The organism is Microcoleus sp. FACHB-831, from assembly GCF_014695585.1.
GTDB lineage: Bacteria > Cyanobacteriota > Cyanobacteriia > Cyanobacteriales > FACHB-T130 > FACHB-831.
This window is the reverse complement of record NZ_JACJON010000036.1, coordinates 22358-37782: the sequence shown is the minus strand read 5'-3', so window position 1 is coordinate 37782 and position 15425 is coordinate 22358. Positions and strand designations below refer to the sequence as shown.

15 protein-coding genes are annotated in these 15425 nt (G+C 42.0%); 11 read left to right on the top strand and 4 right to left on the bottom strand.

Annotated elements, in window-relative coordinates; genetic code table 11:
• Positions 1–32: 32 nt before the first annotated feature.
• The 5 genes from H6F77_RS08185 (at position 33) to H6F77_RS08165 (ending at position 7589) form a co-directional block, all read left to right on the top strand.
• Positions 33–1214 (top strand): aldo/keto reductase, encoded by a 1182-nt coding sequence (locus H6F77_RS08185; RefSeq protein ID WP_190487479.1) that lies wholly within the window; start codon positions 33–35, stop codon positions 1212–1214.
• Between the two features lie 171 nt (positions 1215–1385).
• Positions 1386–3158, top strand: a complete 1773-nt coding sequence (locus H6F77_RS08180; protein ID WP_190487165.1) for a glycosyltransferase family protein — start codon at positions 1386–1388, stop codon at positions 3156–3158.
• 418 nt (positions 3159–3576) lie between these two features.
• The gene (locus H6F77_RS08175) at positions 3577–5331 is read left to right on the top strand and encodes a glycosyltransferase family 39 protein (RefSeq protein WP_190487163.1); all 1755 of its coding nucleotides are present in this window, start codon (positions 3577–3579) and stop codon (positions 5329–5331) included.
• 40 nt (positions 5332–5371) lie between these two features.
• Positions 5372–5617: a hypothetical protein gene (locus tag H6F77_RS08170; RefSeq protein WP_190487161.1), complete on the top strand. Its 246-nt coding sequence runs from the start codon at positions 5372–5374 to the stop codon at positions 5615–5617.
• A gap of 151 nt (positions 5618–5768) precedes the next feature.
• Positions 5769–7589 (top strand): ArnT family glycosyltransferase, encoded by a 1821-nt coding sequence (locus tag H6F77_RS08165; RefSeq protein WP_190487159.1) that lies wholly within the window; start codon positions 5769–5771, stop codon positions 7587–7589.
• Positions 7590–7592: 3 nt separating this feature from the next.
• On the opposite strand, the gene rsmG is transcribed toward H6F77_RS08165, so the two are convergent.
• Both rsmG and H6F77_RS08155 read right to left on the bottom strand, forming a co-directional pair.
• Positions 7593–8333: a 16S rRNA (guanine(527)-N(7))-methyltransferase RsmG gene (gene rsmG, locus H6F77_RS08160; RefSeq protein WP_190487157.1), complete on the bottom strand. Its 741-nt coding sequence runs from the start codon at positions 8331–8333 to the stop codon at positions 7593–7595.
• A 64-nt stretch (positions 8334–8397) separates the two neighbouring features.
• Complete coding sequence (locus H6F77_RS08155; protein WP_190487155.1) at positions 8398–9072, bottom strand: ABC transporter ATP-binding protein; 675 nt, start codon at positions 9070–9072, stop codon at positions 8398–8400.
• 174 nt (positions 9073–9246) lie between these two features.
• Here H6F77_RS08155 and H6F77_RS08150 point away from each other — a divergent pair, with 174 nt between their 5' ends.
• The 6 genes from H6F77_RS08150 (at position 9247) to H6F77_RS08125 (ending at position 14490) form a co-directional block, all read left to right on the top strand.
• Complete coding sequence (locus H6F77_RS08150) at positions 9247–10329, top strand: Sll0314/Alr1548 family TPR repeat-containing protein (protein WP_242022000.1); 1083 nt, start codon at positions 9247–9249, stop codon at positions 10327–10329.
• A gap of 144 nt (positions 10330–10473) precedes the next feature.
• Positions 10474–10926: a DUF3531 family protein gene (locus H6F77_RS08145; RefSeq protein ID WP_190487153.1), complete on the top strand. Its 453-nt coding sequence runs from the start codon at positions 10474–10476 to the stop codon at positions 10924–10926.
• 8 nt (positions 10927–10934) lie between these two features.
• Positions 10935–11366, top strand: coding sequence for an NUDIX hydrolase (locus H6F77_RS08140; protein WP_190487151.1), 432 nt, complete (start codon positions 10935–10937; stop codon positions 11364–11366).
• Between the two features lie 378 nt (positions 11367–11744).
• Positions 11745–12062 carry a hypothetical protein gene (locus tag H6F77_RS08135; RefSeq protein WP_190487149.1) on the top strand — a complete coding sequence of 106 codons (318 nt, stop codon included), beginning with the start codon at positions 11745–11747 and terminating at the stop codon, positions 12060–12062.
• Between the two features lie 199 nt (positions 12063–12261).
• Positions 12262–14028 carry a hypothetical protein gene (locus tag H6F77_RS08130; RefSeq protein WP_190487147.1) on the top strand — a complete coding sequence of 589 codons (1767 nt, stop codon included), beginning with the start codon at positions 12262–12264 and terminating at the stop codon, positions 14026–14028.
• Between the two features lie 183 nt (positions 14029–14211).
• Positions 14212–14490 carry a YiaA/YiaB family inner membrane protein gene (locus H6F77_RS08125; protein WP_190487145.1) on the top strand — a complete coding sequence of 93 codons (279 nt, stop codon included), beginning with the start codon at positions 14212–14214 and terminating at the stop codon, positions 14488–14490.
• A gap of 83 nt (positions 14491–14573) precedes the next feature.
• On the opposite strand, the gene H6F77_RS08120 is transcribed toward H6F77_RS08125, so the two are convergent.
• A complete protein-coding gene (locus tag H6F77_RS08120; RefSeq protein ID WP_190487143.1) occupies positions 14574–15014 on the bottom strand; it encodes a ferredoxin in 441 nt (146 codons plus the stop codon).
• A complete protein-coding gene (locus tag H6F77_RS08115) occupies positions 15014–15400 on the bottom strand; it encodes a DUF1257 domain-containing protein (protein WP_190487141.1) in 387 nt (128 codons plus the stop codon). Before H6F77_RS08115 ends, H6F77_RS08120 begins: the two co-directional genes overlap by 1 nt.
• Between the last annotated feature and the right edge of the window lie 25 nt (positions 15401–15425).

Here is a 15425-nt window from a genome sequence, read left to right as displayed (position 1 = left end):
GGTATTAAAATCTAAAATCTAAAATCTCAATGATGCAGTATCGGCGATTCGGACGCACAGAATTACAGATGCCAGTGTTCTCGTGTGGGGGAATGCGGTATCAATACAAATGGGATGATGCCCAAGAATGGAAAATTCCTGATGATAATCAACAGAACCTGGAAGCGACGATTGGACGGGCTGTAGAAGTCGGGATAAATCACATCGAAACAGCACGGGGCTACGGTACTTCCGAGATGCAGTTGGGAAAGATTTTGCCAACTTTTCCCAGAGAAAAATTGATTGTGCAAACCAAAGTTTCCCCCAGCGCTGACTCGAACGAGTTTCGCCGCACTTTTGAGAAATCGTTGGCTAACTTACAGCTTGACTATGTTGACCTATTGGGGCTGCACGGTATCAATACAGACGAGGTGCTGCACGACAGCATCCGTCCTGGCGGCTGTTTGGATGTGGCGCGAAAACTGCAAGAAGAGGGAAAAGTAAGGTTTATTGGCTTTTCAACTCACGCGCCGACTGATGTTATTGTGCGGGCAATTGAAACGGGACACTTCGACTATGTAAACCTGCATTGGTACTATATCAATCAGCTGAACTGGCCCGCGATTGATGCGGCTTTACGTCAGGATATGGGGGTATTTATTATCAGCCCATCTGACAAAGGTGGGATGTTATACAAGCCACCTGTAAGATTGGTTGACCTTTGCAAACCCCTCAGCCCGATGGTGTTTAATAACTTGTTTTGTTTGAGCCATCCGCAGGTGCATACTTTAAGTGTGGGGGCGTCGCGACCGACGGATTTGGACGAACATTTAAAGACTTTGGAATTGTTGGATAAGGCTGAGGAGATTTTACCGCCAATTTTGGAAAGATTGGAGAAGGAAGCGATCGCGCGTTTAGGTGAGGAGTGGGTACGCACTTGGCGCATCGGTTTGCCAACTCCAGAAAAAACGCCCGGTGGTTTGAATATACCCGTCATTCTGTGGCTGAGAAATCTGGCGATCGCATACGACATGATCGACTACGCCAAAATGCGCTACAACCTGCTTGGTAACGCCGGACATTGGTTTCCCGGAGCAAAAGCAGACCGCGTAGCCGAACTAGACCTCCGGCAATGTCTCGCCCCCAGCCCCCACGCCGAAAAGATTCCAGCCTTACTAACAGAAGCCAATTACCTATTGGGAGGAGAATCTGTGCAACGTCTTTCTCAGCATTAAGCCAAAGGCTAGCTGAAAATTTTTTGAATTAATACACTAAAACTAACTGCTCTTGGGTCAACAATATCTGCCCTAGAGCTGTAGTTTTAGGTCTTTAGAGAGAGGTTAATAATGCTAAAGCCTTAAAAAATTACGAGATGAGTTAACTAAAGGCATAGCTTTAATTATAATATGCTGAATCAGGCTAATCCAGCTCAAACACTAACTTTTCCAGTTAAAAAAAGAAAATATTCAATCAGGGCTATATTTTGGATTGTAGCTCTCCTGCTAGCTGCTATTCAGGGGTGGGCAAATCGTTACACTTTATCCTCGGAAGATGTTATTTCTTACTTAGACATAGGTGATGCCTACTTACGGGGTGACTGGAACAATACTATCAATGGATATTGGAGTCCTCTCTATCCCTGGCTACTGGCTTTAACTACATCTATTTTAAAACCTTCAACGTACTGGGAGTTTCCCGTCGTTAAACTTGTAAACATACTGATATATCTGTTTACTATAGGTTGCTTCGACTTATTTCTTCGCGAATTAATCTTATACTACTCACAAAAAACATCTCAAGACTCTAACCATAAATATCTGACGATACCAGAATGGGTGTGGCTCATATCTGGGTACACTCTATTTCTTTGGTCTTCTCTTAAATGGACACCTATTTATAGCGACGCTCCTGATATGTGTGTTGCTGGAATATTTTACTTAGCTTGTTGGATAGTGTTGCGCTTACAAACAAGAGCGGCAAGTTGGTTTAATTTTATTAGTTTGGGGGTAGTTCTTGGGTTTGGTTATCTAGCCAAGGCAGCTATGTTTCCCCTAGCTTTAGTTTTTTTATTAGTTGCCAGTTTTTCTGGTAGCGATCGCCGTCAAACATTATCACGAGTATTAGTTTCATTTCTAATATTCACAATTATAGTTAGTCCTTTTATTGCCGCACTTTCTATATCGAAAAGTCGCTTCACATTTGGCGACAATGGCAAGTTAAATTATGTATTTTATGTCAATCCCGGAGGATACATCATACCAGATCATCATTGGCAAGGCGAACTACCAGGTAGCGGTACGCCGAAGCATCCAACCAGGAAAATTTTTGACGACCCTCAAGTTTTTGAATTTGCAACTCCTCTAATCGGTACATACCCCATTTGGTACGATCCCTCTTACTGGTATGAGGGACTTAAAGTAAAGTTTAACCTCAAAAAACAGATAATACTTTTAAAAAGAAACGCTATTAACTACATCAAATTATTTCTTGGCTGGTTACTCTTTGTTTATCTAGTACTTATTTGCACTAGCGGTCGGTTTTTGCTTTCAGTCAAAGCATTAAGAGAAAACTGGATATTACTCCTTTCAGCAGCAGCAGGATTAGGGATGTATATGTTAGTAACTGACATAGAGTGGGCAAATTTAAAGTTGCAACCCAGTACAAGATACATTGCTCCATTCATCGTCATATTGTTTGCAGGTGTATTTTCCAGCTTGCGTCTTCCCGATTTCCTAAAGTGGAAAAAGTTGATAGCAGGTATAACTATTGTTGTTGCTACGATCGTTGGTTGTAATCTTTCTGTACAAGCTTCACAAGACTTGGTAACTCTAAGTCAGCCAGTAGAACACGTACATTGGCAAATTGCCTCTGTTGTGCAGAGTTTAGGAATTCAGCCAGGAGATAAAGTAGCAGTCTTTGCCGATGAGTACGAGGGCATAAATCCTCATGTCTTTTGGGCTAGGCTAGCAAGAGTGAAGATTGTTGCTGAGATTCCTGATGGAAATAGCTTCTGGGACAAACCCGACTTTGTGCGTTCGGAAGTTTTAAAAACTATAAGTAAGACGGGAGCAAAAATTATCTTACATTTGCCTAAGTCAAAAAATCCTGATTATCTACCCACAGACGGTTGGGTAAAGATTAGCAATACTGGCTACTATGCCCATCTTCTACAAGAGTAAATATAATATATTTTAAGTTGCTAAAGTGGATTTTGGGCATAGTTTGGATAACTACATTGTCAGCAAGATATCACATTTTGCGGCTTTATCTTTATATCGATATGACTAGCGAAGCGATCGCTAACTAGGACTTAAGCGGAATTTATAAGATTTTGAATTACTGGCTCATAGTTTCGTCTCTCCATAACAAGGAGCTTTGCTTGCTTATATATTTATGCTTTTAAAGTAAAGCTATAGATTATAAGCACTAAAGCTAGCTCAAATCAAGCTTTAAATAAATGGCGCTAAATTTACTGAGCTATGACAGCTATATTTTTATCTTAAAAGTTATCAAATTATACCTTTAGAGAGAGGCTAAACCAGAAAAATGATTCAAAAATAAAGTTTAACAATAAATTCATATAAATTATCAACTAATATGGTAAACTTAGCTAACCCAGTTCAAGAAATAACCTCGTCCGTTAAAACAAACAAATATTCAATAAAAGCTATATTTTTAATAATAGCAATAGTCTTAGGCGTTATTCAGGGTTGGGCTAATCGTTACACACTTTCTACAGAAGACAGTGTTTCTTACTTAGATATTAGCGATGCTTACTTACGTGGTGATTGGAGCGGGGCTGTTAATGCAAATTGGAGTCCTTTTTATCCCTGGTTGTTATCGCTATTTATATCTATCCTTAAACCTTCTCCGTACTGGGAGTTTTCAGTTGTCAAAATTGTAAATTTTTTAATATATATATTCGCTTTTGGTTGTTTCGATTTTTTACTAAGCGAAGTTAGATATTATTACCAAGAAAAGCTATTAAACCCTAACAATAGCAATTATTTAACTATACCCAACTGGGCATTTTTAATAGCTGGTTACACTCTTTTTCTTTGGTCTTCTCTAAAATTGCTGGGTATCTCTTGTGACACTCCAGATATGTTTACTGCTGCACTTTTTTACTTAGCGTTAGGAATAGTGCTGCGCGTACACACAAAATCTCCAAGTTGGTTAAACTTTATAACGTTGGGAATAGTTCTAGGGCTTGGTTATCTGTCTAAGTCAGTAATGTTCCTATTAGCTTTTGTATTCTTAGCAGTAGCGCTGTTCTCAGCCGGTAATATCCGCCGCGCCTTACCGAAAGTATTAGTTGGAATGGCAATTTTTACAGTTATAGTAGCTCCTTTCATTACAGCAATTTCGACGGCTAAAGGTCGCCTAACAATTGGCGATTCAGGAAGGCTAAGTTATGCCTGGTATATCAATCCGGTAGTACACGATCATCACTGGCAAGGTGAGGAACCTAATAGCGGTACGCCCAAACACCCTACTAGGAAAATTTTTGATAATCTCTCAGTTACGGCTTTTGAATTTGCAACCCCTATAGGCGGTACATATCCTGTTTGGTACGATCCAACCTACTGGAATGAAGGACTTAAACCTAAATTTAATTTTATAAAGCAGATAAAAGTAATAGTTGCTAATGCTATTTTTTACAAAAATGAATTTTTAGAAGGATTGATTTTTGGTTATCTAATACTTATTTGCGTCGGCGGTAGGTTTTGGCTGTCGATTAAAGATTTAATGCAAAATTGGATAATATTAATTCCAGCTTTAGCAGGGTTAGGTATCTTAATGGCTGTAACTAATATGTCAATTATATCTTCTGAGTTGCAGCCAAGTACAAGGTACATTGCTTCATTTGCTGTAGCTTTGTTCGTGGGGGTGTTTACAAGCGTGCGTCTTCCTAATAGCCAAGAGTCGAAAAGATTAATAATAGGTTTTACCCTCGCAACTTGGCTAATAATTGTCAGCCAGCTTGCTTACTATGGTGCAAAAGACATGGGCAAAATATTGAGCCGTCCCGACCATATAAGTTGGCAGGTTGCTGAATATATTAACAAATGGGGGATTCAACCTGGAGATAAGGTTGCGCTGCTTGGAGACAAAGACTATTTGTGGGCTAGATTAGCACGAGTAAAGGTAGTTTCTGAAATTCCCAATTCCACAAATTTCTGGAGAGCAGATGATGTTGTTAAGTCTGATGTTCTCAAAGCTATAGACAGGACAGGAGCAAAGGCTATTTTACATCAGCTTAGGAAAGATGCAGCTAATTTTGTAGTACCTAGTAATGATTGGAAAAAAATAGGCAATACGAATTACTATGCTTATTTTTTTCAGAAATAACCTCCTGTAGAAATTCCCTGGTTAGGCTTACAGGTAAATTGTGTCAAGCGAAGCATTTATGGAATATGGGGATTATTCATCGCTGGAAAATGTAGCGATCGCATTGCACGATACCATCCGCTTAGCCAAAATGCTATATTACCTGTTTATACTGGACGGTCACTTGCCCATCTGGGCTACACTTGGCCTAATGCCTCATCCCCACCCTTGCGTCAACGAAATTCCATCCTTAAAAGCCGCAAGCCCATCACCTATTGCCCAAAAAGTTGTCAACTCTCTTCCTTAGCCTTAACCTTATGTGTTATACCTTGGGAGGGATGCGCCCAAGGTTAATATTTTACAAAAACGCTTCTTAATTGAAGATTAATTTGAGAAAATAAGCTCAAACCTAATGAACTCAAGGATTAATACAAAGTCCTACCACTCCCTAAATTAATATGGTGCAGCAAGCTACTCTACTTCAACTTCAGGGAAGAAAATATTCAATCAGGGCTATATTTTGGGTCGTAGCTATACTGCTAGGTTTACTTCAAGGTTTGGCTAATCCTTACAGCCTATCAACCGAAGACGCTCTTTCTTACTTAGATATAAGCACCGCCTACTTGCGCGGTGACTGGAACGCAGCTATTAATGCAAATTGGAGTCCTGTATATTCCTGGCTGCTGGCTGCGGTGTTTGCGGTTTTCAAACCTTCTCCTTATTGGGAGTTTGCCGCAATGAAATTTGTTAACTTTTTAATGTATTTATTCAGTTTATTATGCTTCGAGTTTTTCCTGCGTGAATTTATATATTATTACGAACAAAAACTAAAAAACGATAATTCCAGTAAGTATTTGATCGTACCCAGATGGGCATGGTTATGTTTGGGTTACACCTTATTTCTTTGGTCGTCTCTGAAATGGCTGGGTATCGCTTGCGACACTCCAGATATGTCTACTTCTGGATTTTTTTACTTAGCTGCTGGGATAGTATTGCGGGTATTCACCCAGCAAGCCAGTTGGTTGAACTTCATAATTTTGGGAATAGTTCTAGGATTTGGTTATCTTTCCAAGTCAGTGATGTTCCCGCTAGCTTTGGTCTTTTTAGTAGTGGCGCTGTTCTCAGTCGGTAATATCCGCCGCACCTTACCGAAAGTATTAGTTGCACTGGCAATTTTTACAGTTATAGTAGCTCCTTTTATTACAGCCATTTCGACAGCTAAAGGTCGCCTAACAATTGGTGATTCGGGAAGGTTGAGTTATGCCTGGTATGTCAATCCGATAGCACGCGATCATCACTGGCAAGGTGAAGAACCTAATAGCGGTACGCCCAAACATCCTACCAGGAAAATTTTTGATAACGTCTCGATCAAGGATGTTAAAACTACTGGAAGCAGTACCAATTCTTTTGGTTACGATCCCAGCAGGCAACTTTTTGATAGTCTTCCAATTAGAGCTTTTGAATTTGCTACTCCTATAGGCGGCACATACCCTGTTTGGTACGATCCAACCTACTGGAATGAAGGGCTTAAAAGTAAATTTAGTTTAATAAGGCTGATAAGGCTAGTAGCAAAAAACTTGATTTTTTATACAGAAAAGTTTTTGGGCTGCTTACTTTTTGGATACCTAATAGTTATTTGTCTGGGTGGAACAGTTTCACCTTCAATCAAGGATTTAATAACAGGTTGGCGACTGCTAATTCCAGCTTTAGCAGGATTAGTAATGGTCATGCTAGTCACCCACATACCAAGTATGGGTTTTGAGTTGCAGCCAAGTACAAGGTACATTGCTCCCTTTGCGGTACTTCTGTTTGTAGGAGTATTTTCCAGCGTGCATTTCCCTGATTCACAAAAGTCAAAAAAATTGATAGCAAGCCTGACTATTGCTACTTTGATACTGATTGGCGGTCAACTTGCTTTCTATGGCGCACAAGATGTGGGAAAGATAGTGAGCCGTCCCGAACATATAAATTGGCAAGTTGCTCAATATATAAATCAGTCGGGAATTCAGCCTGAAGATAAGGTTGCCATCCTGGGACAGAAACAGTATTTTTGGGCTAGATTAGCACGAGTGAAGGTAGTCGCTGAAATACCTAATGCAATAAACTTCTGGGCAGCCGATGATGCTGTTAAGTCTGATGTCCTCAAAGCTGTAGAGGGGACAGGAGCAAGGGTTATTGTAAACAAGATCGGAAGAAATATTGAGAAGTTTACACCTAGCAATGATTGGAAAAAAATAGGCAATACCGATTACTATGCCTACTTTTTTAGAAGTAATTAGTTGCTAAAGTGGCTTTTGGGCAGGCACGCCAACAGTACGGGGGAATTGAGCTGGTGTGGGTGCGATTTTCCGCAAGTAAAGGCAGTGACGCACGCTTTGACTCAAAGGTGTACTGAAAGCTTGGACTGATTCAATAGCGCAGCCTAGCTGTTTAAGAGCTGGTTGAACGGCTGCATTTTCCTCATCTGTCCACTGACCTCGATAGAGGATTGCTAATCCACCAACTTTGACTAATGGGAGGGCATATTCTGCACAAACTGATGCTGTGCCTACTGCTCTGATTAAGGCGATATCGTAGGTTGCGCGTTTGTGGGATTGTCGCCCAATTTCTTCGGCTCTGCCGATTAGTGTGGTGGCGTTTTGTATACCCAACTGGGATATTAAAGTTTCGAGAAAAGCGATTTTCTTGCGAGTTGCGTCGAGTAAGGTAACAGTATAGTTGGGGAGAGCGATCGCAAACGGAATTCCTGGAAATCCCGCACCAGTCCCAATATCAATAACTTGCTTATCCTCGCCAGCCGTTTGTAATATTGGCGCGATCGCTCGCAGAGAATCCCACAAGTGTTTTTCCCAAAACTCCGTTGCTTCCGTAATGCGAGTTAAATTCAGGCTGCGATTGCCTTGCAAAATTAATTCATACAGCTGCTGAAATTGGCGTTGCTGTTCAGCATTTGGTTGCCAGCCTACTGTTTGCTGCCATATCTCCTCCATGAGGGGCAGCATCGGCGTCTCGATATCACCCATTCCTATCCCTAACCTACATTTTTCCTGGTAGCTTGGCTGTGCCCACCTTAATCAACTAACAGCTTTAAGCGACAGATTGCGGCTGTTCTGCTTTTGCTTTTAGTGTTGCTGGCTCAACCGATTGTAGTTCACCGCGATCGAGAGTCCAACATCTATCCGCAATGCTCAATAACTCCCCAGCATCGTGCGTTACAATCAACAGCGTCCAATGATTTTTCAGTTTCGCCAATAAATTTACCAGTTGGCGCCGCATCGACCAATCCAGCCCAGCTGTCGGTTCATCCAACAACAGCAAATGCGGTTGACGAATCAATTGTACTGCCAAAGCTAGACGGCGTTGCTGACCTCCACTCATCGATTGGGGCGAGGTTTGCAGGGGTATATGGTCTAGTGCGACTTCTGTGAGGGCTTCTTTGACGCGCCCGGAGCCTAACTCTGGATGCCCCAATCGCAGTTCTTCCAAAATCGTACCACCACAGAAATGCCGCTCTGGAAACTGAAAGACTAATCCTGCTAGCTGTTGCAGGTGTTCCGGCGTGAGTTCCTGGTCTCGCCAGAGAAGGTTTCCGGCAGTTTTTTCAGCAAGACCTGCCAAAATTTCCAATAAGGTACTTTTGCCTGAACCACTTGGCCCAATCACCAACCCTAACTGCTGGGGTGCTAGTTCCAAGTTAATCGATTTTAAGATAGCGGTTGGGGTTGCAGGGGGATGGTAGGTCAGGTTTTTGAGATAGAGCATTAATTTTTCAATTTCTAATAGATATTTATTGTATCAATCACCTAAAGCCTCTATGAATAATATCATAAAGCTATACGCCGCCTCGCCCGAAAATAGATTATTGACATACACTAAATTTTAGCGATCGCTAAATTAAGTCTGCAACTTTGATGGTGCAACAGGTAAAAATAATTATTGTGCATCAATTTTGCTAAATTTAGCATTGTTCGCCAGAAAATAATTCCGGAACTTGGAAATCAGCAGTTACGTCAAACTTTAATCAAACCTACTGCTTTGTTGAGGATCGAAATGATGAGTCGTGCGCGAATATCTGCTGTTATAGCCAGTGCTATTACTGTCACAATCAGCCTTTGGCCTAACCTAATTCTAGCAAAAGACCCCTTTCGAGCCAGCAGCCCCCGGAACATTGACAACAACACAGAAGCTGCTTTCAAGGCTATCTTTGAACAGGGAAATTATCCAGAGGCCAAGCGTTACCTCCAACAAGGCGAATCCGCTCAAGCTAATGACCCCCTAGCTCATGCCATGCGGGCATCTTTAGCATTCACAGAAAATGATATGAGTTCCCTGAAAACATATGCCGACAAGACGCTATCTAGCGCCCAACAGCTTAGTGGAACTGACCCCTTACGCGGTAATATTTACACAGCGGTTGGTCATTTTTTGCAGGGCAGCTATAGCTTTCAAAAAGACGGTGCGTTGGGAGCTATGAATAAATTACAGCAAGTTTTCCAGTATTTGGATGAAGCCAAAAAGCTCGCCCCCGACGATCCAGAGTTAAACTTGCTAAAAGGATACATGGATTTAATGTTAGCGGTCAATCTGCCCTTTTCCGACCCATCTCAAGCGATTGAACAATTAGAAAAAAGTGCAGCACCAAAGTATTTGGCTAATCGCGGTATGGCTATCGGCTACCGGGATTTGAAAAAGTTCGATAAGGCAATGGATTATGTCAATCGTACCCTTGCAGAAACACCCACTAATCCAGAAGTACGCTACTTAAAAGCACAAATCCTAGTTGCACAGGGGGAAAAGGAAAAAAATCCATCGCTTTACAATAACGCTAACACTGATTTCGATGCTGCTTTGGCAAAGCCAGAGCAACTACCTAAGAGCATGGTCGCACAAATTTTTTATGAGCGATGCAGGAATCAAAGGCGGATTGATAATAAAAACAGAGATTGTCGTGGGTTGCGCGATAAAATTAGACAAGAGGCTGGTAGCTGGGGGCCAACAAAATTGCCACCGCTAGATTAGATAAAGGTAAGCGGGAAGGAGTTATGGGTAAGCAGGCGATCGCCGGAAGATTTGCCCATCTCTCCACTTTAAAAAAGCTGTTCTCTCTTACCTGGATTACTTGTTTAGAACTACCAGCTTATAGTTCACACCATATTCAGGAAAATGCAAGTACAGTTTCGCGAGTTCGATCCTTTTGATTTGTGGATTTGGCTGGAGTTCGGCAATGTTCCTTCCCAGAGGGAACAGCAGTATGTTGAAGAAGTTTTTAACTCCTGGTTTTTCTTGGGAAAACTAGGAGGATTTAATGCTGAAAATCTCCAGGTTCAGGAAGAAGGTCTGGAACTCAGCTATATGGAATACGATCAAGATTTAGCTTCTGAAAGCCTGATTTCCCTTATGCACAATATGGGAGAATTTGAGTATGAGGGATCCTGGGGGCGTTGCTGGTTTGACTTAGGAACAAGTGATGCGATCGCTCTCGACATTCTGATAAACTCTTTGACACAACTCACAAAAGAATATATCGGCATTGAGCGCTTAATTATTGGCGGCCAAAATGAAGATTGGCCAGTTGAAGATAGCAACAATCGCTCTAAATTTGTTTACGACAATTAGCTGTAATTATGCATAAACAAGGCGAAATTAGGGTGCTGGCATTGGGGATAATTCAAGATGGCGATCGCATCTTCATTTCCCAAGGCTACGATCCAGTAAAACAAAAAACATTCTATCGCGCTATGGGCGGCGGCGTTGATTTTGGAGAAACAAGTCTACAAGCTCTGAAACGCGAATTTCAAGAAGAGATACAAGCCGAATTAACCAACATTAAATACTTGGGCTGTCAGGAAAATCTCTTTGTTTTCAACGGCAAACAGGGTCACGAAATACTGCAAATTTTTAAATGCGATTTTGTTGACCAAAAGTTTTATCAGCTAGAAAGCTTGACTTTTGCTGAAGGCGAGCGAAAAAAGACAGCCTTGTGGGTAAATATCGAGCGCTTCAAATCGGGAGAGTTGCTGCTGGTTCCAGAGCAGTTTTTGGATTTTATAACTTAGCCCTACTACAGCTATTGCAGAACTTTCCGCAGGAGCAAAGTCTTTTTATGCACTTTTTTCCTGATGTTCAGCTAACTGTAAACGAGGCATTAGGATAGTAAGTGCCGTGCAAGCAGGGAGCGATCGCATCTCAAATCTAGCCTAATTTTATTTAACAAATTAAGGCTAAATTTGTCTAGCTTTTTTATGATGAATAGCTAACATCTGAGTTGCATTCGCCAAATCTCTATTACGCTGCTTAATTCTCTTGTGGTCTTGCAGTTTCTATGGATAACTGCCATATTCAGCTCGATACGGCAGTGATTTATTCTGGTGTAACGGTAATTATAGGTTTATTCTTGTAATTATCCTATTTACCTACACTACCAAAGTTTACCGATGAAACCTGACCAAACCATCCCAGCTTTACTGCAAGTATTCAAGACCAAACCTGCCCTATTTCCTGCGGAAACTTTAGAAAAGTTAGATGGAACTCTAGATAACTTGGAAGGTCAACACATCTATATCGTAAGCAAAGAAATTAAAGACTGGCTCGGCAAACAAAATCGCCAGCTAAAAGATACCGTTAGCCTTTTTGCTCAATCTTTTAGAGAAATAAAAGGCGGGCGTGGTGGCGAAACTGGAAGCGACGAAATGCTTTTAAAAAAGAGTTTCGTAGAACTTCAAGAAGCAGTAAAAGATAAGCTTAACGCCTAACAACACAATTGGGAGCGATCGCCAGCTTCTGAAAGACTCAGAAGAGCGATCGCCGCTCAATTCATCTCGCGTGTAGATGCTTGCCAGACGGTGACACTACATAAAAAAGTAATTTCATCACTTCCTTCCGGATCGGCTAGTTGAAGCACAGAGGATTCTAGAAACCGGATTAGCATCTCGCAACTAGAACCTCAGCCCCATGAATCCCAAACTTTACGCGCCTAACGTTCACCTATTTGCCTTCCAACTTCGCAATGGCTCTCACAGCGATGATGACAACCTGCTTTGGCAAAAGTGCGATGAAATCTTGGACAAAGTAGATACTGGACAGGAACCCGATGCGGAGCGCGAGAAACTTCAACTGACTCCACGTCTAGATTTACACAAGCCATCATCCAACCACCGCGTAGCATTGCTTAAGGATGAGAACAATAAGGTTTTTCTACCCTTCGAGAGCAAGGTTTGTCTAGATGAGAATCCGGCGCTAAAAGTTAAGGGTTTTGCCTATCCGCTGCGGCTTTATGATAGCTATGGCCTTTGGCTGAATATTCGTCTTTCCAGAAAAGATGAAAATGGCAAAAAAACTGAGAATGTAGGCATTGAATTACTGGGAGAATTTAATCGCGAAAATCGGTTAATTATCGAGGGTGGCGATCGCTATCTCGGTCAAACATTATTAATTACCGCTTGGCTACCAGAAGAACACAAGCAGCAAGACCAAAAATATCTAAAAAATCTTGCTGATAACTGCCTCAAAACTTTCCTCCCAAACGAATCAAACCGCCCGCACTTCAATGGCGATAGTCTGCTGTTTGGCAGCCCCATATTTGAATACGGTTCCACCAGCCAATTGCCGAATCCGCCTCATATTCTCATCTGGTTCTTCCGTAATTCAGAAACAGATAAGAAGTTGCGCCAATGCTACCCACAATTATTAGAACTGTTCTTCTACCGCCATAAAGTTATCAAAGCTTTTCAGAATAGCAGAGCGGTTTATAAGCAATTAAATGAAACCTATGAAAAGATTGAACAGGAGATAGATAATTCTCAACCATTGGTTGGGGATAGTAGTTCAATCGAAGATTTTACCCATTTCAATATCATATTGAAGCGGCTGAATCAATTGGGCTTCTATTATGCTACGCTAATGCGTTTGTTGTACAACTGGCGCAATACAATTGCTAGTAATGCTCAAAAATATAACGAAAAATTAGAGCAACTTAGCAGCCTTTTGCCAGAAGAAAACCTCAGTATTTTTTCAGATTTTAGCCAAAAAAGCTGCTACCAATTTCAAGAACAAATTAAAGGCGAGATTGAATATTTTATCGCAGGCAATGCCTTGCTAGATAAAGCGATCGCTTCTATACGAGATTTAGTAGCAATAGAGCAAACTACAACAGACCGTCAGTGGCAAGAAACCTTAGAGGAGCAGGAGCGTAAGTTTCAAGAAATTCTTAGCGAGAAACCCGATTGTTCTCCAGTTCAATTACAGGATAGTTTGCGCGAACAAACATCAAAATTACAAGATATATTTCAGCAATGTTTGCGTGCAGACAAAGGAGATTATCAGCAGATATTACAACAGACTTTAGACAAGCAAAACGGCACTATCCAAGAGATATTGCACCAGGGAAATTTCAATTTGCAAGAAAAGCTAGAACAAGAAAGGGAGCTTAAAGAACAAAGCGATCGCCAACTAAGAAATACCATCCAGGCCGCAGGCGTTAGTATAGGTGCTGGGGTAGGTGGTGGAGCAATTTTCGCCAGCAGCTATGCCCTCATTCAAGCAAAACCTTCCATCAAACCGCCTTCTGCTAGTTCCTACGCTCCTCATCCGTTCCTGTTATCCATCATCTTCAGCCTGCTGTTTGGCTGCTGCGTAGGCTGGGGTACTTGGTGGTTTACTCGCATACTCCAGCGTCGCCCTAAACAGGCTAGTAAAAGTAATGCATGGCTTGAGGACTAGCAGCCTGAGTGTGCCATTTGTAAAATTACCCTGAAAAAGGAGGGGCGATCGCTCTTAAAAGCCCCTATTTCTCGTTCCCTCCACAGTACTTGCACCATCCATTTGCCCAACTGTCTCCCCAGCTCAATTTCTAGGTGGGTGTACAACCTACTATCAAGAAAAACAGCTGAACCGGAGGCTACTATGCATCAAATTGGTAATCAAAAAGACAGCAACGCTTGGGTTGCTCAAACTTGGGCGGCTTTTATTCTATCTATTTCTATGACTACCGTTGGTATTTTAAACCTGCCTGCGGATGTTTGGATAAAAGGCTTCATGGGCATGGGTTTGGCTTTCTCTGTTGGCTCTACTTTTACTCTGGCAAAAACCACAAGGGATCTGCATGAATCGAGAAGAATCACTGCCAGGATCGATGAGGCTAAAGTCGAGCAAATCCTCTCACAGCACCATCCCTTAAAATAAAACCCTCCAACAGCATAAAGCTAATGGAGGGTTTGTTTGTCTAGCCGCAGCATGGAAGGTTGCGGGTAATTTACCGTTGATTATCAAATCTGCTTGCCCCGTTTTTTCTGCTTTAAGCGTCGCCGTTGAGTAGCAACAACTGCATAATCAATTGGATACCCAGGAACGGGAATTACTTGATATTGCCGTTCTTCTTCGAGCTTTTTCACTTCTGTGTAATCGACCCAGTGGATGCAATCGACCGGACAGGTATCAATCGCTTCTTGAATGATATCTTCCGAGTCACCATCTTGCCGAACTACACGCGATCGCCCGTAATCCGGTTCAATATAGAACGTGTTGCGGGCAACATGGGCGCAGTGCTTGCAGCCAATACAGGTGACTTCATCAACATAGACACCTTTCTGCCTTAGCGCACCACCCAACTCCGGTTCAAAGCCCGAACGTTCTGGAGCATCTCGCCAAATACCACCTAACTCTGGTTCTAGACCGGAACGATCCGGTGTTGGCGAAAATTCAGACATTAGGCACTCCAGCGTTGCAGCACTAGGCGAATTGAACCATCCTCATTCTTTTGCTGTTCGGCAACTTGAAAACCCTGACGGGAAGTTTCGTTTAATACTGTGTGGTAAGCATAGCGCTGCGTCACCTTGTTAAGGAAACGATCCACAGACCAAGCTTGCTGCCAAAACTGCATATCGCTAACCAGTTCGTATTCCTCGCCATTCCAACTAAAGCCGATGTCATAACCATTATCTTGCTCAATGGTAAGTTCGGCAGTGCGGGTCTGACCGCGATAGCCCCGCACGGTTTTGGCACCAGATTTCCAATCAATACCTAAATCTGTTAAAGCAGCTTGCAAGGAATTAAGGTTACGGATTTGAGTTTTAATGTGGCTAAAGTGTGACATGGGGATTTTCTCAAATAAATATGGT

Coding starts and splice junctions, on each gene's coding strand:
- H6F77_RS08155 (WP_190487155.1), bottom strand. CDS start 9,072: ATGCTCTATCTCAAAAACCTGACCTACCATCCCCCTGCAACCCCAACC.
- rsmG (WP_190487157.1), bottom strand. CDS start 8,333: ATGGGTGATATCGAGACGCCGATGCTGCCCCTCATGGAGGAGATATGG.
- H6F77_RS08175 (WP_190487163.1), top strand. CDS start 3,577: ATGGTAAACTTAGCTAACCCAGTTCAAGAAATAACCTCGTCCGTTAAA.
- H6F77_RS08120 (WP_190487143.1), bottom strand. CDS start 15,014: ATGTCTGAATTTTCGCCAACACCGGATCGTTCCGGTCTAGAACCAGAG.
- H6F77_RS08185 (WP_190487479.1), top strand. CDS start 33: ATGCAGTATCGGCGATTCGGACGCACAGAATTACAGATGCCAGTGTTC.
- H6F77_RS08125 (WP_190487145.1), top strand. CDS start 14,212: ATGCATCAAATTGGTAATCAAAAAGACAGCAACGCTTGGGTTGCTCAA.
- H6F77_RS08165 (WP_190487159.1), top strand. CDS start 5,769: ATGGTGCAGCAAGCTACTCTACTTCAACTTCAGGGAAGAAAATATTCA.
- H6F77_RS08130 (WP_190487147.1), top strand. CDS start 12,262: ATGAATCCCAAACTTTACGCGCCTAACGTTCACCTATTTGCCTTCCAA.
- H6F77_RS08180 (WP_190487165.1), top strand. CDS start 1,386: ATGCTGAATCAGGCTAATCCAGCTCAAACACTAACTTTTCCAGTTAAA.
- H6F77_RS08145 (WP_190487153.1), top strand. CDS start 10,474: ATGCAAGTACAGTTTCGCGAGTTCGATCCTTTTGATTTGTGGATTTGG.
- H6F77_RS08135 (WP_190487149.1), top strand. CDS start 11,745: ATGAAACCTGACCAAACCATCCCAGCTTTACTGCAAGTATTCAAGACC.
- H6F77_RS08115 (WP_190487141.1), bottom strand. CDS start 15,400: ATGTCACACTTTAGCCACATTAAAACTCAAATCCGTAACCTTAATTCC.
- H6F77_RS08140 (WP_190487151.1), top strand. CDS start 10,935: ATGCATAAACAAGGCGAAATTAGGGTGCTGGCATTGGGGATAATTCAA.